Origin of the sequence: Arenimonas sp. SCN 70-307 (assembly GCF_001724815.1) — a bacterium.
GTDB lineage: Bacteria > Pseudomonadota > Gammaproteobacteria > Xanthomonadales > Xanthomonadaceae > Arenimonas.
The window spans coordinates 409,891-430,383 of the sequence record NZ_MEDO01000014.1 but is presented as its reverse complement, the minus strand read 5'-3'; the positions used below and the strand labels follow the sequence as shown (position 1 = coordinate 430,383).

Annotated in this window: 16 protein-coding genes and 1 pseudogene; 16 read left to right on the top strand and 1 reads right to left on the bottom strand. The window is 71.1% G+C overall.

What is annotated here, in order from left to right; genetic code table 11:
* Positions 1 to 3: 3 nt before the first annotated feature.
* The 14 genes and pseudogenes from rsmH to lpxC all read left to right on the top strand — a co-directional run bounded on the left by rsmH (position 4) and on the right by lpxC (position 16,128).
* Positions 4 to 957, top strand: a complete 954-nt coding sequence (gene rsmH / locus ABS41_RS08280) for a 16S rRNA (cytosine(1402)-N(4))-methyltransferase RsmH (protein ID WP_290592797.1) — start codon at positions 4 to 6, stop codon at positions 955 to 957.
* Positions 954 to 1,223 carry a cell division protein FtsL gene (ftsL, locus tag ABS41_RS08275; protein ID WP_290592796.1) on the top strand — a complete coding sequence of 90 codons (270 nt, stop codon included), beginning with the start codon at positions 954 to 956 and terminating at the stop codon, positions 1,221 to 1,223. Before rsmH ends, ftsL begins: the two co-directional genes overlap by 4 nt.
* A pseudogene (locus ABS41_RS08270) lies at positions 1,220 to 2,911 on the top strand (penicillin-binding protein 2); the annotation flags it as partial. The gene ftsL and the pseudogene ABS41_RS08270, both read left to right, overlap by 4 nt.
* Before the next feature lie 44 nt (positions 2,912 to 2,955).
* On the top strand, positions 2,956 to 4,434 hold the full coding sequence (locus ABS41_RS08265; RefSeq protein ID WP_290592794.1) for a UDP-N-acetylmuramoyl-L-alanyl-D-glutamate--2,6-diaminopimelate ligase: 1,479 nt from the start codon (positions 2,956 to 2,958) through the stop codon (positions 4,432 to 4,434).
* Positions 4,431 to 5,813 (top strand): UDP-N-acetylmuramoyl-tripeptide--D-alanyl-D-alanine ligase, encoded by a 1,383-nt coding sequence (gene murF, locus ABS41_RS08260; protein ID WP_290592792.1) that lies wholly within the window; start codon positions 4,431 to 4,433, stop codon positions 5,811 to 5,813. The genes ABS41_RS08265 and murF overlap by 4 nt, the downstream gene beginning before the upstream one ends.
* A complete protein-coding gene (gene mraY, locus ABS41_RS08255; RefSeq protein ID WP_290592790.1) occupies positions 5,803 to 6,885 on the top strand; it encodes a phospho-N-acetylmuramoyl-pentapeptide-transferase in 1,083 nt (360 codons plus the stop codon). Before murF ends, mraY begins: the two co-directional genes overlap by 11 nt.
* A 1-nt stretch (position 6,886) precedes the next feature.
* Positions 6,887 to 8,200 carry a putative lipid II flippase FtsW gene (ftsW, locus tag ABS41_RS08250; protein ID WP_290592788.1) on the top strand — a complete coding sequence of 438 codons (1,314 nt, stop codon included), beginning with the start codon at positions 6,887 to 6,889 and terminating at the stop codon, positions 8,198 to 8,200.
* Positions 8,197 to 9,282 (top strand): undecaprenyldiphospho-muramoylpentapeptide beta-N-acetylglucosaminyltransferase, encoded by a 1,086-nt coding sequence (murG, locus tag ABS41_RS08245; protein ID WP_290592786.1) that lies wholly within the window; start codon positions 8,197 to 8,199, stop codon positions 9,280 to 9,282. Before ftsW ends, murG begins: the two co-directional genes overlap by 4 nt.
* Positions 9,282 to 10,715 carry a UDP-N-acetylmuramate--L-alanine ligase gene (gene murC, locus ABS41_RS08240; protein ID WP_290593212.1) on the top strand — a complete coding sequence of 478 codons (1,434 nt, stop codon included), beginning with the start codon at positions 9,282 to 9,284 and terminating at the stop codon, positions 10,713 to 10,715. The genes murG and murC overlap by 1 nt, the downstream gene beginning before the upstream one ends.
* Complete coding sequence (locus ABS41_RS08235) at positions 10,712 to 11,683, top strand: D-alanine--D-alanine ligase (RefSeq protein ID WP_290592784.1); 972 nt, start codon at positions 10,712 to 10,714, stop codon at positions 11,681 to 11,683. Before murC ends, ABS41_RS08235 begins: the two co-directional genes overlap by 4 nt.
* A complete protein-coding gene (locus tag ABS41_RS08230) occupies positions 11,680 to 12,393 on the top strand; it encodes a cell division protein FtsQ/DivIB (RefSeq protein ID WP_290592782.1) in 714 nt (237 codons plus the stop codon). The genes ABS41_RS08235 and ABS41_RS08230 overlap by 4 nt, the downstream gene beginning before the upstream one ends.
* Positions 12,377 to 13,612, top strand: a complete 1,236-nt coding sequence (gene ftsA / locus ABS41_RS08225) for a cell division protein FtsA (protein WP_290592780.1) — start codon at positions 12,377 to 12,379, stop codon at positions 13,610 to 13,612. Before ABS41_RS08230 ends, ftsA begins: the two co-directional genes overlap by 17 nt.
* 80 nt (positions 13,613 to 13,692) lie before the next feature.
* Positions 13,693 to 14,919, top strand: a complete 1,227-nt coding sequence (gene ftsZ / locus ABS41_RS08220) for a cell division protein FtsZ (protein ID WP_290592778.1) — start codon at positions 13,693 to 13,695, stop codon at positions 14,917 to 14,919.
* A 297-nt stretch (positions 14,920 to 15,216) separates the two neighbouring features.
* Positions 15,217 to 16,128 (top strand): UDP-3-O-acyl-N-acetylglucosamine deacetylase, encoded by a 912-nt coding sequence (gene lpxC, locus ABS41_RS08215; RefSeq protein WP_290592776.1) that lies wholly within the window; start codon positions 15,217 to 15,219, stop codon positions 16,126 to 16,128.
* A 74-nt stretch (positions 16,129 to 16,202) separates the two neighbouring features.
* Here lpxC and ABS41_RS08210 read toward each other — a convergent pair whose 3' ends face one another.
* The gene (locus ABS41_RS08210; protein WP_290592774.1) at positions 16,203 to 16,709 is read right to left on the bottom strand and encodes a DciA family protein; all 507 of its coding nucleotides are present in this window, start codon (positions 16,707 to 16,709) and stop codon (positions 16,203 to 16,205) included.
* Here ABS41_RS08210 and ABS41_RS08205 point away from each other — a divergent pair.
* Complete coding sequence (locus ABS41_RS08205) at positions 16,693 to 17,607, top strand: M23 family metallopeptidase (RefSeq protein WP_290592772.1); 915 nt, start codon at positions 16,693 to 16,695, stop codon at positions 17,605 to 17,607. The genes ABS41_RS08210 and ABS41_RS08205 overlap by 17 nt on opposite strands.
* A 134-nt stretch (positions 17,608 to 17,741) precedes the next feature.
* Positions 17,742 to 20,483: a preprotein translocase subunit SecA gene (gene secA, locus ABS41_RS08200; RefSeq protein WP_290592770.1), complete on the top strand. Its 2,742-nt coding sequence runs from the start codon at positions 17,742 to 17,744 to the stop codon at positions 20,481 to 20,483.
* The last annotated feature ends 10 nt before the right edge of the window (positions 20,484 to 20,493 follow it).

Sequence of the window (20,493 nt, the reverse complement as noted above, 5' to 3'; positions counted from 1 at the left end):
GGCATGGCCGGGATGCGTGCGGAAACGCAGCCCAGCCATCTCCCGGTGATGTGGGCGCAGGTCATGGACGGCCTGCAGGTACGCAGGGATGGCAGGTATCTGGATGGCACGTTCGGGCGAGGGGGCCATGCGCGCGGCGTGCTCGACCGGCTTGGGCCGGATGGACGGCTGTTGGTGATGGACAAGGACCCGGAAGCGATCGCGACCGCCCACGCGCTTTTCGGCGCGGACGGGCGGGTCGCCGTCCGTCGCGGCTCCTTCGCCGGCATGGCGCAGTGGGACGAGGCCGCCGCCGGCCTCGACGGCGTGCTGCTCGACCTCGGCGTGTCCTCGCCCCAGCTCGACGTGGCCGAGCGCGGCTTCAGCTTCGGCAAGGACGGCCCGCTCGACATGCGCATGGACCCCGAGTCCGGTGAAAGCGCCGCGCAGTGGCTGGCCCGCGCCGACGAGCGCGAGATCGCCGACGTGCTGTGGACCTACGGCGAGGAGAAGATGAGCCGGCGCATCGCCCGCGCGATCGTTGCGCGTCGCGGCGAGGCCCCGATCGAGCGCACGGCGCAGCTGGCTGAAATCATCGCCTCGGTGATGCCGCGCGGCGGCGACAAGATCCACCCGGCCACGCGCAGCTTCCAGGCCATCCGCATCTTCATCAACCGCGAGCTCGACGACCTCGAGGCCGGGCTCGACGCCGCGCTCTCGGTGCTGCGCCCCGGCGGCCGGCTGGCGGTGATCAGCTTCCACTCGCTCGAAGACCGCATCGTCAAGCAGTTCATCGCCCGCCACGCCAAGGCGCCGCCGGGCAATCGCCGCATGCCGGTGCCGGCCGCGTTCACGCCGGGCCTGCGCGACGTCTCGGGCGCCCTGCGCGCCACCGCCCAGGAAGTGGCCGACAACCCGCGCGCCCGCAGCGCCGTGCTGCGCGTGGCGGAAAAGCTCGCGGCGGGGGAGGCGGCATGAGCCTTCGCCACTTCCTCCTGCTGGCGCTGGCGGCCGCGGTGATCAGCAGCGCCCTGGGCGTGGTCTGGGCGCGCCACGAGCACCGCCAGGCCTACATCGCCCTGACCACGCTCGAGAAGCAGCGCGACGAGCTCAACATCGAGTTCGGCCGCCTGCAGCTCGAGCAGGCCACGTGGTCGGAGGCCAACCGCATCGAGCAGGTCGCCGGCACGCGCCTGGGCATGACCTTCCCGTCCGACGACGACATCGTGGTGCTCAAGCCATGAGCGGCCGCAGCAGCTACAGCCCCCGCAAGCGCCTGATGGTGGTCGGCGGCGTGCTCGCCGCCTGCTGCGTCGTGCTGGTGGCGCGCGCGGCGCACCTGCAGGTGATCAGCGAGGAGTTCTACCAGCAGCAGGGCGATGCGCGCTTCCTGCGCGAGGTACCCATCGCCACCTCGCGCGGCATGATCACCGACCGCAACGGCGAGCCGCTGGCGGTGTCCTCGCCGGTCGAGTCGATCTGGGCCAACCCGAAGGAGCTGCTGGTCCATCCCGACCGCCTGCCCGAGCTGGCCAAGGCGCTGCAGATCCCGCTGGACGTGCTCACCCGCCGCGTCTCCGAGCGCGCCGACAAGGAGTTCGTCTACCTGCGCCGGCACCTCAACCCGGACGTCGCCGAAGAGATCACCGCGCTGGGCATTCCCGGCGTGTACTCGCAGCGCGAGTTCCGCCGCTTCTACCCGCACGGCGAGGTCCTGGCCCACGTGCTGGGCTTCACCAACATCGACGACCGCGGCCAGGAAGGCCTGGAGCTGGCCTTCAACGAGTGGCTCACCGGCCAGGAAGGCAGCCAGCGCGTGATCCGCGACCGCCGCGGCCGCATCGTCGAGAACGTGGACCTGGTGCGTGCCGCCGAGCCGGGCAAGGACCTGGTGCTGTCGATCGACCGCCGCATCCAGTACCTCGCCTATCGCGAGCTCAAGGCCGCGCTGATCGAGACCGGCGCCACCTCGGGCTCGGTGGTGGTGCTCGACGTGCCCACCGGCGAAGTGCTGGCGATGGTGAACCAGCCGTCCTACAACCCCAATTCCCGCGTCGGCGCCGACGCCGAGGCGCGCCGCAACCGCTCGGTCACCGACGTGGTCGAGCCCGGCTCGGTGATGAAGACGCTCACCCTGGCCGCGGGGCTCGAGGCCGGCAAGTTCACGCCCGAGACGCTCATCCCGACCGCGCCGGGCTACATGCCGCTGCCCGGTGGCTACACGGTGCGCGACTTCCGCAACTACGGCACGCTCACCCTGGCGGGCATCCTGACCAAGAGTTCGAACGTCGGCGCCATCAAGGTGTCCAACGAGCTCAGCGCCGACCACCAGTACGACATGTACCACCGCTTCGGCCTCGGCCAGCGCAGCGGCAGCGGCTTCCCCGGCGAGCTGCCGGGCGTGCTGCCGCTGGCGCGCCGCTGGGGCCCGACCGAAAAGGCCACCATCTCCTACGGCTATGGCCTGTCGGTGACGCCGCTGCAGCTGGCGCGCGCCTATGCCGCGATCGGCAACGACGGCCGCATCATGACGCCCACCTTCGTCAAGGGCGGTGCCGGCGAAGGCGAGCAGGTGATCGACCCGGCCATCGCCCGGCAGCTGATGGACATGCTCGAAACGGTCGTCGGCCCCGAGGGCACCGCGCGTCGCGCTGCCGTCACCGGCTACCGCGTGGCCGGCAAGACCGGCACCTCGCGCAAGGCCGACGGCGGCGGTTACGCGGCCAAGCGCTACGCGGCGGTGTTCGTCGGCCTGGTGCCGGCCACCAACCCGCGCTTCGCGATGGCGGTGGTGATCCACGAACCGCAGGGCCTCGAATACGGCGGCGGCGCGGTGTCGGCGCCGGTCTTCCATCGCGTCATGGACGGCGCGCTGCGCCTGATGGACGTGCCGCCGGACGACATCGAGAAGTGGTACGCGGCCCAGGAAGCCCGCGCCCGCAAGAAGGCCCCGGCCCCTGTCCGGCAGGAGGCGCCATGACCCGCGCCATGCACCTGCACGAACTGCTCGGGGGCGCCGCGTCGCCCCCGCCGGCGTTCAACCCGGCGCTCACCGGCCTGGCCGCCGACAGCCGCGAGCTGCGGCCCGGCTACGCCTTCGTCGCGCTCGCGGGCGCCAGCACGCACGGCCTGCGGCACGCCGCGCAGGCCGAAGCCGCGGGCGCCAGCGCCATCCTGTTCGAACCGCCGGCGCCCGAGGGCCTGGCGTTGCCGGCCAACGCCATCGCCGTGCCCGGCCTGCGCGCGCGCCAGGGCGAACTGGCCGATCGTTTCTACGGCTCGCCCTCGCGCCACGCGCAGGTCGTCGGCGTCACCGGCACCAATGGCAAGACCTCGACCGTGCAGCTGCTGGCCCAGGCCCTGCATCTTTCGGGCGCCACCGCCGGCACCATCGGCACCCTGGGCGCGGGCCTGCACGGCGCCCTCGTGCCGGGCGAGCGCACCACGCCCGACGTCATCGCCGTGCACCGCCTGCTGGCCGGCATGCGCGACCAGGGCGCCAGCCACGTGGCGATGGAAGTGAGCTCGCACGCGCTCGAGCAGGGCCGCGTGGATGCCGTGGCCTTCCGCGTGGCGGTGTTCACCAACCTCACCCGCGACCACCTCGACTTCCACGGCACGATGGAAGCCTACGGCGCCGCCAAGGCCAGGCTCTTCGCCTGGCCGACGCTGCAGGCCGTGGTGCTCAACCTCGACGATGCCTTCGGCGCGGGCCTCGCGACGGGCATCGCCGAGGGCGTGGACGTGATCGGCGTCAGCGCCCGCGGCCACGCCGGTGCGCGCCTGCGCGCCGAGGCCGTGCGGCTGGTGCCGCAGGGCCTGCGCTTCGACCTCGTGGAAGGCGACCAGCGCCTGGCGGTGGCCTCGCCGCTGCTCGGCCGCTTCAACGTCGACAACCTGCTGGCGGTGGCCGGTGCGCTGCGCGCGCTGGGCTGGCCGCTGGCCGAGGTCGCCGCGATGCTGCCGCGCCTGTCGCCGGTCGGTGGCCGCATGAGCCGCGTCGGCGGCGAGGCCGGCCTGCCGCTGGTGGTGGTGGACTACGCGCACACGCCCGACGCCCTCGGGCAGGCGCTGGCCAGCCTGCGCGAACACACCCCGGGCCGCCTGAGCTGCGTGTTCGGCTGCGGCGGCGAGCGCGACGCCGGCAAGCGCCCGCAGATGGCGGCGATCGCCGAGGCCGGCGCCGACCGCGTCATCGTCACCGACGACAACCCGCGCCGCGAGGATGGCGATGCCATCGTCGCCGGCATCCTGGCCGGCTTCCGCAATGCCGCCGCCGTCACCGTGCAGCGCGACCGCGCCCGCGCCATCGCCCTGGCGCTGGAGGGCGCCGGCGCCGGCGACGTGGTGCTGGTGGCCGGCAAGGGCCACGAGCCCTACCAGGAAGTCGCCGGCGTGAAGCATCCCTTCGACGACCTGCAGGTGGCGCGCTCGCTGCTGGAGGCGCGCGCATGAGGCCGCTGCTGCTCTCGCAGGTCGCCCGCTGGGTCGAAGGCCGCCACCTCGGCGCCGACGTCGAGGTCACGTCGGTCGGCACCGACACCCGCACGCTGCAGCCGGGCGCGCTGTTCGTCGCGCTGCGCGGCGAGCGCCACGACGCCCACGACCTCGCCGCCGAGGCGCTGGCGGCGGGCGCCGCCGCCCTGCTGGTGCACCGCGAGGTCGACTGCCCGCTGCCGCAGGTGCTGTGCGCCGACACCCAGGACGCGCTCGGCGAACTCGCCGCCGGCGTGCAGCAGGGTCGCCCGGCCGTGGTCGTGGCGTTGACCGGCAGCAACGGCAAGACCTCGGTCAAGACCCTGGTGCTGTCCATGCTTTCGCGCGCCGGCAAGGCCCACGCCAACCCCGGCAACCGCAACAACGAGATCGGCCTGCCGCTGGCCGTGCTCGAGGCGCCGGAGGACGCGCGCTTCGCCATCTACGAGATGGGCGCGGGCAAGCCGGGCGACATCGCCTACCTGGCCTCGATCGCGCCGCCGCAGGTGGCGCTGGTCAACAACATCGGCCCGGCCCACCTCGAGCGCATGGGCAGCCTGCTGGGCATCGCCGAAACCAAGGGCGCGATCTACGAGGCGCTGCCCGACGACGGCGTGGCGGTGGTGAACGCCGACGACGCCTTCGCGCCGCTGTTCATGCAGCGCATCGGCCACCGCCGGGTGCTGCGCTTTGGCCTGGAGAACGACGCCGACCTGCGCGCCAGCGACATCCGCGCCAGCGCCGACGCCTCGGAATTCACCCTGCACACGCCCGCCGGCGACGCCCGCGTGCGCCTGCCGCTGCCGGGCCGGCACAGCGTGATGAACGCGCTGGCCGCCGCCGGCCTGGCGCTGGGCGCCGGCGCGCGGCTCGAACACGTCGTCGCCGGCCTGCAGGAAGCGCCGCCGGTACCGGGCCGGCAGGTGCCGCACGTACTGCGCAACGGCGTGGTGCTGGTGGACGACAGCTACAACGCCAACCCGGGTTCGGTGGCGGCGGCGATCGCCGCGCTGGCCGAGTCCGGCGGCGAGGCTTGGCTGGTGCTGGGTGACATGCACGAGCTGGGCGAGGACGCCCTGGGCCTGCACGCCGAAGTCGGCAGCCAGGCCCTGCGCGCCGGCCTCAAGCGCCTGTGGACGGTGGGCGAGATGAGCGCCGCCGCCAGCCGCGCCTTCGGCCCCGGCGCGCTGCATTTCAAGGACCAGGCCGGCCTGCTGGCCGCGCTCGGCCCGGCGCTCGCCGCCGCGCCGGCGGGGCTGCGCTGCCTGGTCAAGGGTTCGCGCTCTAGCGCGATGGACAAGGTGCTGGCCGCGCTGCTGGCCGCCGACCGCGAAGGAACCGCACACGATGCTGCTTGAACTGGCCCGCTGGCTGCACGAGATGGGGTGGATGCCGCCGCTGTTCGGCTACCTCACCTTCCGCGGCATCCTCGGCGCGCTCACCGCGCTGCTGCTCTCGCTGTGGCTGGGCCCGAAGGTCATCGCCCGCCTGGCCGAGCTCAAGGGCGGCCAGCCGATCCGCACCGACGGCCCGCAGAGCCACTTCTCCAAGGCCGGCACGCCGACCATGGGCGGCGCGCTGATCCTGCTCACCATCGCGCTCTCGACCCTGATGTGGGCCGACCTGCGCAACCGCTACGTCTGGATCCTGCTGGCGGTGATGCTGGCCTTCGGCGCCATCGGCTGGCTCGACGACTGGATCAAGATCGTCCGCCGCGACCCCAACGGCCTCAAGTCGCGGCACAAGTACGCGCTGCAGTCGCTGTTCGGCCTGGCCGCGGCGCTGGTGCTGTTCTTCACCGCCGACCACCCGAACAACACCACGCTGTTCCTGCCGCTGCTCAAGGACTTCGCCGTGCCGCTGGGCGCGATGTTCGTGGTGCTGGCCTACTTCTGGATCGTCGGTTTCTCCAACGCGGTGAACCTGACCGACGGCCTCGACGGCCTGGCGATCATGCCCACGGTGCTGGTGGCCGGCGCGCTGGGCGTGTTCGCCTATGCCTCGGGCAACGCGGTGTTCTCCGAGTACCTTCAGATCCCGGCGGTGCCGGGCGCGGGCGAGATCGCCATCGTCTGCGCGGCCATCGCCGGCGCGGGCCTGGGCTTCCTGTGGTTCAACACCTACCCGGCGATGGTGTTCATGGGCGACATCGGCGCGCTGGCGCTGGGCGCCGTGCTGGGCACCATCGCGGTGATCGTGCGCCAGGAGGCGATCCTGGTGGTGATGGGCGGCATCTTCGTCATCGAGACGCTGTCGGTGATGATCCAGGTCGCCAGCTTCAAGCTCACCGGCCGCCGCGTGTTCCGCATGGCGCCCATCCACCACCACTTCGAGCTCAAGGGCTGGCCGGAGCCGCGCGTGATCGTGCGCTTCTGGATCATCTCGGTGATGCTCGTGCTGGTCAGCCTCGCCACGCTGAAGGTGCGCTGACATGAGCTTCCTCGACGAGCGCGCCAACCAGGCCACCAAGCTCGAGCAGATCGGCGGTCGCTACGACCCCGTGCTGCTGGGCCTGGCCCTGCTGCTGGCCGGCTTCGGCGTGGTGATGGTGGGCTCGAGCTCGATCGCGATCGCCGAAGGCCTGGACGTCGGCCCGTTCTATTTCCTCACCCGCCACGTGGTGTTCCTGGGCCTGGGCGCGGTGCTCGCCTTCGGACTGATGCGCACCGAGCTCAAGCTCATCGAACGCTACAACCACGTGCTGCTGCTGGCCTGCATCGTGCTGCTGGGCCTGGTGTTCATGCCGGGCATCGGCCACACGGTCAACGGCGCCCAGCGCTGGATCAACCTGGGCGTGTCCAAGTTCCAGGCCGTCGAGGCGGTGAAGCTGCTGCTCATCATCTGGCTGGCCAGCTACGTGGTGCGCTACCGCGACGAAATCGGCCAGAAGTGGTCCACGCTGCTCAAGCCGCTGGGCGTGGCCGGTTTCCTGGTGTGCCTGCTCCTGCTGCAGCCCGATTTCGGTTCGGCCGCGCTGATCATCGCCATCACCGCCGGCATGGTCTGGCTCGGCGGCGCGCGCATCGGGCACCTGCTGCTGATCGGCGCCGGCGTGCTGCCCGTGCTGGTGGGCGTGGCGGTGGCCGCGCCCTACCGCGTGGCGCGCCTGAAGTCCTTCCTCAATCCCTGGGAGGACCCGTTCAACGACGGCTTCCAGCTCACCCAGGCCCTGATCGCCATCGGCCGCGGCGAATGGTTCGGCGTCGGCCTGGGCGGCAGCGTGCAAAAGCTGTTCTACCTGCCCGAGGCGCACACCGACTTCATCTTCTCGGTCACGGCCGAGGAGCTGGGCTTCGCCGGCTCGGTGGGCATCATCGCGGTGTTCGCGCTGTTCTCCTGGCGCACCTTCGCCCTGGGCCTGCGCGCGGTGGAGATGCGCCGCTACTTCGCCGGCTTCTGCGCCTTCGGCGTGGGCCTGTGGATCAGCCTGCAGGCCTTCGTTTCGATCGGCGTGAACCTGGGCATCCTGCCGACCAAGGGCCTGACCCTGCCGCTGGTGTCCTCGGGCGGTTCGAGCGTGCTGATCACCTGCGCCGCCATCGGCCTGCTGCTGCGCGTGAGCTACGAGCTCGACCGTTCCGAGCGCCAGGTGGCCCGCCTGCGCGGCGCCGGCGCGACCGGCGACGAGGGCGCGCCGCGTCCGGACGTCATCCAGGCCGAACATTCGCCGGCCGCGGTGGCGCCGGCGGCCGGACCGCGCGGCTCGCGGCATCGCGTCGAACCCAGGATCGGAGCGGTGGCATGAACGCCGCCAGCGCACCCGTGCTGATCCTGGCCGGCGGCACCGGCGGCCACATCTTCCCCGGCCTGGCCGTGGCCGAGGCGCTGCGCCGTCGCGACGTGCCGGTCGTGTGGCTGGGCGCCGCCGGCGGCATGGAAACGCGGCTGGTGCCGCCCGCCGGCATTGCGCTCGAAACCATCGCCGTGCGCGGCCTGCGCGGCAAGGGCGCGCTGGCCCTGGCCAAGGCGCCGTTCCAGCTGCTGCGCGCCTGCCTGCAGGCGCTGGCCGTGCTGCGCCGCCTGCGTCCGCGCGCGGTCGTCAGCTTCGGTGGCTACGTGGCCGGCCCGGGTGGCCTGTGCGCCTGGCTGCTTCGGCGGCCGCTGCTGGTGCACGAGCAGAACCGGGCGCCGGGCTTCACCAACCGCGTGCTGGCGCGCTTCGCGCGACGCGTGCTGTGTGGTTTCCCGGGCAGCTTCGCCGGGGGCCGCGCCGAAGTGGTGGGCAATCCGGTGCGCCCGGCCATCGCCGCGCTGCCGGCGCCGGCCGAACGATTCGCCGGCCGCACTGGTGCGCCGCGACTGCTGGTGCTGGGCGGCAGCCAGGGCGCGCATGCGCTCAACCGCGTGCTTCCGGCGGTGCTGGCCGGCCTGCCGGCCGACCGTCGCCCGCAGGTGCGCCACCAGTGCGGCGAGCGCCATGCCGACGCCACCCGCGAAACCTATGAAAAGGCCGGCGTGCAGGCCAGCGTCGAACCCTTCATCGCCGACATGGCCGAAGCCTACGGCTGGGCCGACCTGGTGGTCTGCCGCGCCGGTGCCCTGACCCTGGCCGAGCTCTGCGCCGCCGGCGTTGGCTCGGTGCTGGTGCCGTTCCCGGCCGCGGTGGACGACCACCAGACCCGCAACGCCGAATTCCTGGTCGAGGCCGGCGCCGCCGTGCTGGTGCCGGAAGGCGAGGGCTTCGCCGAGCGCATGGCCGCTGCCGCCGGCGAGCTGCTGCAAGACCCGTCGCGTCGCCGGGCCATGGCCGGCGCCGCGCGTGGCATCGCCCACGCCGACGCCGCCGGTCGCGTCGCCGGCATCGTGCTCGAGGAGGCCCGCGCATGATCCGCCGCCGCCTGCAGCAAACCGGCGACCTGGCCCGTGCCTTCCCGCGCGTGCACTTCATCGGCATCGGCGGCGTCGGCATGAGCGGCATCGCCGAAGTGCTGGTCACGCTGGGCTACCAGGTGTCCGGCTCGGATGCGAGCGATTCGGTCGCCACCCGTCGCCTGGCCGGCATGGGCGCGATCGTGCACCGCGGCCACGATGCCTCGCACGTGGCCGGCGTGGACGTGGTGGTGGTGTCGAGCGCCATCCGCCCCGACAACCCCGAGCTGCGCGCCGCGCGCGAGCAGCGCATCCCGGTGGTGCCGCGCGCCGAGATGCTGGCCGAGCTGATGCGCTTCAAGCGCGGCATCGCCATCGCCGGCACCCACGGCAAGACCACCACCACTTCGCTGGTGGCCAGCGTACTCAGCGAGGGCGGCCTCGACCCGACCTTCGTCATCGGCGGCCAGCTGCTGTCGGCCGGCGCCAACGCGGGCCTGGGCAGCGGCCAGTGGCTGGTGGCCGAGGCCGACGAGAGCGACGGCAGCTTCCTGCGCCTGAACCCGATGGTGGCCGTGGTCACCAACATCGACGCCGACCACCTCGAGAACTACGCCGGTGATTTCGCCCGCGTGCAGGCGGCGTTCAACGAGTTCCTGCACCGCCTGCCGTTCTATGGCCTGGCCGTGCTGTGCGTCGACGATCCGGAGGTGGCCACGCTGGCCGCCCAGACGCCGCGGCACCTGGTCACCTACGGCATCCGCGAAGCCGCCGACGTGCGCGCCACCGACGTGGTGCAGCACGGCGCATGCATGCGCTTTACCCTGCACCTGCCCGACTCCGCGCCACAGCCGGTGACGCTGAACCTGCCCGGCGCGCACAACGTGCTCAACGCCCTGGCGGCTGCCGCGGTGGGCTGGGAGCTGGGCGTGGCGCCGGAGGCGATCGCCGCCGCGCTGGAGAAGTTCCAGGGCATCGGCCGCCGATTCAACCTCAAGGGCGAGCTCGACTTCGGCCGCGGCAAGGCGCTGCTGGTGGACGACTACGGCCACCACCCGCGCGAGCTCGAGGCCGTGTTCGCGGCCGCCCGCGGCGGCTGGCCGGATCGCCGCCTGGTGGTGGCCTTCCAGCCGCACCGCTACAGCCGCACGCGCGACCTGTTCGACGATTTCGCCGCGGTGCTCTCGAGCGCCGATGCGGTGCTGCTGACCGATGTCTACCCGGCCGGCGAGCAGCCCATCGTCGGCGCCGACGCCAAGGCCCTGGCCCGCGCCATCCGCGCCCGCGGCCGCATCGACCCGGTGCTGGCCGGCCCGGCGCGTGAACTGCCGGCCGTGCTGGCCGACGTGCTGGCCGACGGCGACCTGCTCCTGGTGATGGGTGCCGGCGACATCGGCGCCGTCGCCACCGAGCTGGCCAACCACGGACTCCATGGAGCCACCCAGGCATGACGCCGAACCTCGCCCCGACCCGCCTCACCGACCCGCGCGCCTTCGGCCGCGTCGCCGTGCTGATGGGCGGCACCAGCGCCGAGCGCGAAGTCTCGCTCGACTCGGGCCGCAACGTGCTCGAGGCGCTGCGCGCCCGCGGCATCGACGCACACGCGGTGGATGGCATCCCGGCCCTGATCGAGGCGCTGGTGGGCAAACGCTTCGACCGCGTGTTCAACATCCTGCACGGCAACAAGGGCGGCGGCGAAGACGGCGTGCTGCAGGGCCTGTGCGAGGCCCTGGGCGTGCCGCTGACCGGCTCGGGCGTGCTGGGCTCGGCCCTGGCCATGGACAAGATCCGCACCAAGCAGGTGTGGCTGTCGCTGGGGCTGCCGACGCCGCGCTACGTGCGCCTGGCGCGCGGCGATACCGCCGGCGTGCGCGCCGCGGCCGCTTCGCTGGGCCTGCCGGTGATCGTCAAGCCCTCCTGCGAAGGCTCCAGCGTGGGCGTGTCGCGCGTGTTCGACGAAGCCGGCCTAGATGCCGCCGTCGAGCTCGCCGCGCGCTATCCGGGCGAGCTGCTGATGGAGCAGCTCATCGTCGGCGGCGAGTACACCGTTGGCATCCTCGGCGACCTGGCCCTGCCCAGCATCCGCATCGTGCCGGCCGGCGAGTACTACGACTACCACGCCAAGTACCAGGCCGAGGACACCCAGTACCTGTGCCCCGGCCTGCAGGGCGCGGACGAGGCCGGCATCCGCGCGCTGGCGCTGGCCGCCTTCCGCGCCGCCGGCTGCAGCGGCTGGGGCCGCGTGGACGTGATGCGCGACGCCGCCGGCAACAACTACCTGCTCGAGGTGAACACCGCGCCCGGCATGACCAGCCACTCGCTGGTGCCCAAGGCCGCGCGTGAGCTGGGCGTGTCGTTCGAGGAGCTGTGCTGGCGCGTGCTCGAAACCAGCCTGCCGGCGGGGGAGGGCGCGCGATGAGCGCACTGGTCCGCCTCGCCGCCTGGATCCTGGCCATCGGCCTGGTGGCGCTGCCCGTGGTGGCGGTGCTCAACGGCTGGATCGCCGGCGAACGCTGGCCGATGCGCAAGCTGGCCGTCACCGGCGAATTCGCCCAGGTCGACGAGGCCGCGGTGCGCGAGGCAGTGCTGCCCTACGTGCAGGGCGGCTACTTCGCGGTCGACCTGGCCGGCGTGCGTTCGTCCGTGGCCGCGCTGCCCTGGGTGGAAAAGGTGGAGGTGCGCAAGCGCTGGCCCGACCGCCTGGAAGTGAGCCTGACCGAACACACGCCGGTGGCGCGCTGGTCCGACGGCCGGATGCTCAGCGAGCAGGGCCAGCTGTTCGCCGCGCCGCCCGGCGCCGGCCAGGGCCTGCCGGTGTTCGACGGCCCCGAGGACCGCGCCTCCGAGCTGATGTCGATGTACGGCATCGCCCGCCCGCTGTTCCTGCCGCTGGGCCTTCGGGTCGAGAGGGTGACGCTCAGCGCGCGCGGCAGCTGGAACCTGGTGCTCGACGACGGCACCGAACTCGAGGCCGGCCGCGGCGACCCGCAGGCGCGCCTGGCGCGCTTCGCGCGGATGCTGCCGCAGCTGCGCCAGGACCCGGCGCGCCGGGTGGCGCGTGCGGACCTTCGCTACACCAATGGCTTCGCGATTGTCTGGAAGGAACAAGTGAATGAATCGCAAGGGTGACAAGTCGCTGATCGTGGGCCTGGACATCGGCACGTCGAAGGTGACGGCGCTGGTGGGCGAGTACTCGCCGGGCCAGGAGATCGAGGTGATCGGCATTGGCTCGCACGAGTCGCGCGGCATGAAGCGCGGCGTGGTGGTCGACATCGAATCCACCGTGCAGTCGATCCAGCGCGCGGTGGAAGAGGCCGAGCTGATGGCCGGCTGCGAGATCCGCTCGGTCTACGCCTCGATCTCGGGCAGCCACACCCAGTGCCGCAATTCGCCGGGCATCGTGCCGGTGGCCGGCGGCGAGGTGACCTATGCCGACCTCGACCGCGTGCTCGAGGCCGCCAAGGCCGTGGCCGTGCCGGCCGACCAGAAGATCCTGCACGCCATCGCCCAGGAATACATCGTCGACAACTCGCAGGAAGGCATCCGCAACCCGGTAGGCATGTCCGGCGTGCGGCTCGAGGTGCGCGCGCACCTGGTCACCGGCGCGCAGTCGGCCGCCAGCAACGTGATGAAGTGCGTGCAGCGCTGCGGCCTGCAGGTGGACGACCTGATCCTGAGCTCGCTGGCGTCCAGCACCGCCGTGCTCACCAGCGACGAAAAGGAGCTGGGCGTGGTGCTGGTGGACATCGGCGCCGGCACCACCGACATCGCGGTGTTCGTGCAGGGCGCGATCCGCCACAGCGCCAGCCTGCCGATCGCCGGCGACCAGGTGACCAACGACATCGCCCATCTGCTGCGCACGCCCACGCCCGAGGCCGAGCAGATCAAGGTGCGCTACGCCTGCGCGCTGGCCCAGCTGGCCACCGCCGAGGAGTCGATCCAGGTGCCCAGCGTCGGCGACCGCCCGCCGCGCCGCCTGGCCCGGCAGGCCCTGGCCGAGGCGGTGCAGAACCGCTACGAGGAAATCTTCGAGCTCGTGCAGGCCGAGCTGCGCCGCTCCGGCTTCGAGGAGCTGGTGCGCGCGGGCCTGGTGCTAACCGGCGGCGCCTCGCGCATGGAAGGCGTGGTCGAGCTGGCCGAGGAAATGCTGCACATGCCGGTGCGGGTGGGCATCCCCCAGCACGTGTCCGGCCTGGGCGAAGTGGTCGGCAACCCGGTGCACGCCACCGGCGTCGGCCTGCTGCTCTGGGGCAGCCAGATTGAAAACCCGCGCCGCCCGACGCTGTCGGCGGGCAAGGCCGGGACGATTTGGACGAAGTTCAAGAACTGGTACCGCGGTGAGTTCTGAGCGACGTCCCTGAAACAAGTGCGACACCGACAAGAACAGAAACAAAACAAACCTGGGTTTGAATCACGGAGGACGAGGACATGGCACATTTCGAACTGATCGAGAAGCTGGCACCCAATGCGGTGATCAAGGTGGTGGGCGTGGGCGGCGGCGGCGGCAACGCCGTGGCGCACATGGTCAACGCAGGCGTGGAGGGCGTGGAATTCATCACCGCCAACACCGACGCGCAGGCCATCAAGCAGTGCGGCGCCAAGCTGCAGCTGCAGCTGGGCGGCAACGTCACCAAGGGCCTGGGCGCCGGCGCCAACCCGGAAGTGGGCCGCCAGGCCGCGCTCGAGGACCGCGAGCGCATCGTCGAGGCGCTCGAGGGCGCCGACATGGTGTTCATCACCGCCGGCATGGGCGGCGGCACCGGCACGGGCGCGGCCCCGGTCGTGGCGCAGCTGGCCAAGGAGATGGGCATCCTCACCGTGGCCGTGATCACCAAGCCCTTCCCGTTCGAGGGCCGCCGCCGCATGCAGGTGGCGCTCAAGGGCATCGAGGAGCTGAGCCACCACTGCGACTCGCTGATCACCATCCCCAACGAGAAGCTGATCACCGTGCTCGGCCGCCAGGCCACCATGGTGCAGGCCTTCCGCGCCGCCAACGACGTGCTGCTGGGCGCCGTGAAGGGCATCGCCGACCTGATCGTCAGCCCGGGCCTGATCAACGTCGACTTCGCCGACGTGCGCACCGTGATGAGCGAGATGGGCCTGGCCATGATGGGCACCGGCATCGCCCGCGGCGACGACCGCGCCCAGGCCGCCGCCGAGGCCGCCATCTCCAACCCGCTGCTCGACGAGGTCAACCTCTCGGGCGCCAACGGCGTGCTGGTCAACATCACCGCCGGCCCGGACTTCACCATGGCCGAGTTCGACGAGATCGGCCGCACCATCGAGGACTTCGCCTCGGAGGACGCCACCGTCGTCATCGGCACCTCGCTCGACCCCGAGATGCAGGACGAGGTGCGCGTGACCGTGGTGGCCACCGGCCTCAACCGCGGCGTGGTGCGCCAGCCGGTCCGGACCCCGGAGCGCGAGACCCACCGGGCCCCGGTCAAGCTGGTGCGCAACGCCACCACCGGCATGGTCGACGAGGTCGCCACGGCCTACGCCAACGGCGGCGCCAGCACCCCCAACCCGATGGGCCTGCGTGCCGGTCGTGGCTCGTCCGAGCCGGTGTCGGGCGCCGAAACGGCCCTGTCCGGCCTGGGCGGCGACACCAGCTACCTCGACATCCCGGCCTTCCTGCGTCGCCAGGCCGACTGATCCAACCCGGCAGGACCGGCGCCCGACCAGGCGCCGGCCCGCCACACCGGGTGGCCCGGATGGCCGCCCGGGCAGGACCCGCGGGCCCCGGCCCGCGGGGCGTCCCCAGGGGAAATGCAGGTTTTGGCCCGCCGGAAGGCTCCGGCGGGCCCTTTTCCCGCCCCGGCCAGGGGCCTGGAACGTGAACGGGGTTGCAGGATCAATACAATTGTTTGAATGTTAGGTTTTCGTTTGTTCGGCGCTGTGTTATCGTTCGGGACGGTTTTGCGCGCTCCTTTTCCGGAGAACGCCTTAAAAATGATCAGACAACGCACCCTCAAGAACGTCATCCGCGCCACGGGCGTCGGCCTGCACAGCGGCGAAAAGGTCTACATGACCTTGCGCCCGGCTGCGCCCGACACCGGCATCGTCTTCCGGCGGGTCGACTTCGACCAGCCCATCGAGATCCACGCCAAGGCCGAAAAGGTCGGCGACACCAGCCTGTGCACCGCGCTGGTGGAGGACAACGTCCGGGTGATGACTATCGAGCACCTGCTGTCGGCCATGGCCGGCCTGGGCATCGACAACGCCTACGTGGACCTGTCCACGGCCGAGGTGCCGATCATGGACGGCTCGGCCGGCCCCTTCGTGTTCCTGCTGCAGTCGGCGGGCATCGAGGAGCAGAACAAGGCCAAGCGCTTCATCCGCATCAAGAAGCCGATCAAGGTCACCGACGGCGACAAGTGGGCCCGCTTCGAGCCCTTCGAGGGCTTCAAGGTCGGCTTCACCATCGACTTCGCCCACCCGATCTTCAACAAGGCGACCTCGAGCACGGAAATCGACTTCTCGACGACCTCGTTCGTCAAGGAAGTCAGCCGCGCCCGCACCTTCGGTTTCATGAAGGACATCGAGTTCCTGCGCGAGCGCAACCTGGCGCTGGGCGGCTCGATGGACAACGCCATCGTGCTCGACGACTACCGCGTGCTCAACGACGACGGCCTCCGCTACGAGGACGAGTTCGTCAAGCACAAGATCCTCGACGCCATCGGCGACCTGTACCTGCTGGGCCACAGCCTGATCGGCGCCTTCTACGGCTACAAGTCCGGCCACGCGCTCAACAACCAGCTGCTGCGCACCCTGCTGGCCGATACCTCGGCCTGGGAAGAGGTGACCTTCGAGGATCCGGCCCTGGCGCCGATCTCCTACGCCCATCCGGCGCAGGCCGTCTGAAGGAAGCGACCCGATCGGGTCGCTTTAACCTGTATTTAACGCCTGATTAACGACAGGCCCCGCCAGCCGGGGCATCATGCCCCGTCGGTCGTCGACCGGGGTTTCCCAGCCAGCCGCAGAAGCTGAGCACGCAACCCCGGGTCCGAGACCGATTGGGCGGTGGCCCGCAGTGAATCGCGGACTGCCTCGGAAAGTGGTTTCGATTGGCCGGTTCCTGCGGGGATGGCAGGTTCGGGCGGCGCCACTTTCACCACCAGCGTCCTGGCCTTGAGCCCGGCCGCGGCCGCCGCGTCCAGCAGGGCGTCGGCATGGAGCCGCAGCCTGGCCTTCCAGACCGGGGCGCTGACGAGGAACACCAAGTTCTTGTCATCCACGTTGGCCAGCTTGCACTGGTCGGCCAAGGTGGCGGGGAGACTCTGGCGAAGCACGGGGTCGAGTTCGCCCAGCCAACGGGCGCGTTCGACCACGCTGGCCAGCCCGGTCCCGGAGAGCGCTTCGAGCGCGCGCGGGGGAAGGCGGGTCGGCGGTGCGGCGCCGCGGACGGAAGGTTTGGAAGCGTCACTCATGATGAACGTCATCATCGCAGCAAATTTCCTCCGGGGGCCAAAAAAACTGGCCTTCGACCAGCCCAAGGTCCTGGCCTCGGCGCTGGGCATCGTGGGGCTGGTGCTGGGCCTGGCGTTCACCGCCGGCTTCCTCGCCCGGGGCGCCGACGGCGCCGCCAAGGCCGAGATCGCCAAGCTCCAGGCCGAATTCGACCAGCAGGCCGCCGACCTCGCCGCCGCGCGCGAGCAGGCCCAGGTCGAGGTCAACGCCATCGCCGCCCGCGTCGCCGAGCTGCAGGCGCAGGCCAACCGCCTCAACGCCCTCGGCGAGCGCCTGACCCAGGTCGGCAAGCTCAAGGACGGCGAGTTCAACTTCAACGACCTGCCCGGCCAGGGCGGCGCCGAGACGGCCGTGGACATGCCGGCCCGCGACCTGATGGGTGGCCTGGATTCGCTCGAGGCGCAGTTCGCCCACTCCGGCCGCCAGCTGTCGGTGCTCGAGGCGATGCTGTTCAACCAGCAGCTCGAGAACAAGCGCACCCCGTCGGGCATGCCGGCCCCGGGTTACGTCTCCTCCCGCTTTGGCGCCCGCTCCGATCCGTTCGGCGGCGGCCGCGCCCACCACGCCGGCATCGACATCGACGCCAACGCCGGCGACCCGGTCACCGCCGCCGCCGAGGGCGTGGTCAGCTTCTCGGGCTGGCGCAGCGGCTACGGCAACGTGGTGGAGATCGACCACGGCAACGGCTACAAGACCCTCTACGCCCACAACCAGGCCAACCTGGTGAAGGCCGGCGACGTGGTCCGTTCCGGCCAGCAGATCGCCAAGGTGGGCTCCACGGGCCGCTCGACCGGCTCGCACCTGCACTTCGAGGTGACGCTCAACGGCCGCCAGGTCAACCCGCGCAACTACCTGGACAAGAACCGCGGCTGATGGCCCCGGACGGGGGCTTGATACCCCGTCCCCCGTCCCCACGTTAGACTAGACGGCCGCGACGCCCCCGAGGGCTGCCGCGGCCTTGTTCTTTTGCGCCGAGCGCGCCGCGCGCTCCCCAACCGGCTTTCCCAATGCTCAACAGCTTGCTCACCCGCATCTTCGGCAGCCGCAACGAACGCCTGCTGCGCCAGTTCCAGAAGAACGTCGCCCGCATCAACGCCTACGAGCCTGAGCTCGAGAAGCTCGACGATGCCGCCCTGCGCGCCAAGACCGACGAGTTCAAGGCCCGCCTGGCCGACGGCGCCAAGCTCGACGACCTGCTGCCCGAGGCCTTCGCCGTGTGCCGCGAGGCGTCGCGCCGCGTGCTGGGCCTGCGCCACTACGACGTGCAGCTGATCGGCGGCATGGTGCTGCACTCGGGCCGCATCGCCGAGATGCGCACCGGCGAAGGCAAGACCCTGGTGGCGACCCTGCCCACCTACCTCAATGCGCTGGCCGGCAAGGGCGTGCACGTGGTGACGGTCAACGACTACCTGGCCAAGCGCGACTCGGCCTGGATGGGCAAGCTCTACAACTTCCTGGGCCTGAGCGTCGGCGTGGTCTTCCCGGGCATGCCGCACGGCGACAAGAAGGGCGCTTATGCCGCCGACATCACCTACGGCACCAACAACGAATTCGGCTTCGACTACCTGCGCGACAACATGGCGCTGGCCAAGGAGGACCGCTTCCAGCGCGGCCTGAACTTCGCCATCGTCGACGAGGTCGACTCGATCCTGATCGACGAGGCGCGCACGCCCCTGATCATCTCGGGCCCGGCCGATGAGTCGCCGGAGCTGTACATCAAGGTCAACCGCATCGTTCCCAAGCTGGTCAAGCAGGAGTCCGAGCAGGGCGAGGGCGACTACTGGGTGGACGAGAAGGGCAAGCAGGCGCACCTGTCCGAACAGGGCATGGAGCACGCCGAGGAGCTGCTGCGCGAGGCCGGCATCATCGCCGAGGGCGACGGCCTGTACTCGGGCAACAACCTGGCCGTGGTGCACCATCTCAACGCCGCGCTGCGCGCGCACGCCATCTACCAGCGCGACGTGGACTACATCGTGCGCGACGGCGAGGTCATCATCGTCGACGAGTTCACCGGCCGCACCCTGGCCGGCCGCCGCTGGTCCGACGGCCTGCACCAGGCCGTCGAGGCCAAGGAAGGCGTGCCGATCCAGCGCGAGAACCAGACGCTGGCCTCGATCACCTTCCAGAACTACTTCCGCATGTACGCCAAGCTCGGCGGCATGACCGGCACGGCCGACACCGAGGCCTACGAGTTCCAGACCATCTATGGCCTTGAAGTGGTGGTCATCCCCACCCACCGGCCGATGGTGCGCAAGGACCACCCGGACCTGGTCTACCTGGCCCGCCCGGCCAAGTTCAACGCGGTGATCGAGGACATCAAGGACTGCTACGAGCGCGGCCAGCCCGTGCTGGTGGGCACCACCTCGATCGAAACCTCGGAGCTGCTGGCCACCCAGCTCAAGAAGGCCGGCATCCCGCACGAGGTGCTCAACGCCAAGCAGCACGAGCGCGAGGCGCAGATCGTCGCCAACGCCGGCCGCCCGAAGGCCGTCACCATCGCCACCAACATGGCCGGCCGCGGCACCGACATCGTGCTCGGCGGCTCGCTCGAGGCCGAGCTGCACGCCCTGGGCGAGGACGCCAGCGAGGCCGACAAGGCCCGCGTGAAGGCCCAGTGGCAGGCGCGCCACGACGAGGTCAAGGCGCTGGGCGGCCTGCACATCATCGGCACCGAACGCCACGAGAGCCGCCGCATCGACAACCAGCTGCGCGGCCGTTCGGGCCGCCAGGGCGACCCGGGTTCGTCGCGCTTCTACCTCTCGCTCGAAGACAACCTGATGCGCATCTTCGCCTCCGACTGGGTGCAGAAGGCGATGCGCGGCATGGGCATGAAGGAGGACGACGTCATCGAGTCCGGCCTGGTGACCAAGCAGATCCAGAACGCGCAGCGCAAGGTCGAGTCGCACAACTTCGACATCCGCAAGAACCTGCTCGACTTCGACGACGTGGCCAACGACCAGCGCAAGGTGGTCTACCAGCAGCGCAACGAGCTGCTCGAGGCCGAGTCGGTGGCCGACGCCATCGCCGCCATCCGCGAGGACGTGCTGGCCGAGGTCACCCGCCGCCACGTGCCGGCCGAGTCGATCGACGAGCAGTGGGACCTGGCCGGCCTGCAGCGCAGCCTGGCCGACGAGTACGGCGTGGTGGTGGACCTGCAGGGCCTCGTCGAGCGCGAGGAAGGCGTTGACGACGAGCGCATCCTGGCGCTGGTGCAGGAGGCCGGCGAGCGCATGTTCGCCGACAAGGAAGCCCAGATCGGCCCGGAGATGATGCGCCACCTCGAGCGCCACCTGATGCTCAACGTGCTCGACCAGAACTGGAAGGAGCACCTGGCGCGCATGGATTACCTGCGCCAGGGCATCCACCTGCGCGGCTATGCCCAGAAGCAGCCCAAGCAGGAGTACAAGCGCGAGAGCTTCGAGCTGTTCACCGAGATGCTCGACAAGGTCAAGCAGGAAGTGGTGTCGCTGCTGGCCCGCGTGCGCATCCGCAGCGAGGAGGAGGTGGCCGCGATGGAGGCCGCCGAGCGGCAGCGTGCCGCCGCCGCAGCCAACAAGATGCAGTTCCAGCACCCCGAGACCGGCGGCTACGGCACCGAGGAAGAGGCCGAGCAGGCGCAGGCGCTGGCCCGCGAAGGCCAGGGCGTGCTGGCACCGGTCACCCGCGAGGGGCCCAAGACCGGCCGCAACGACCCCTGCCCCTGCGGCAGCGGCAAGAAGTACAAGCAGTGCCACGGCAAGCTCGACTGACCGACCGGAG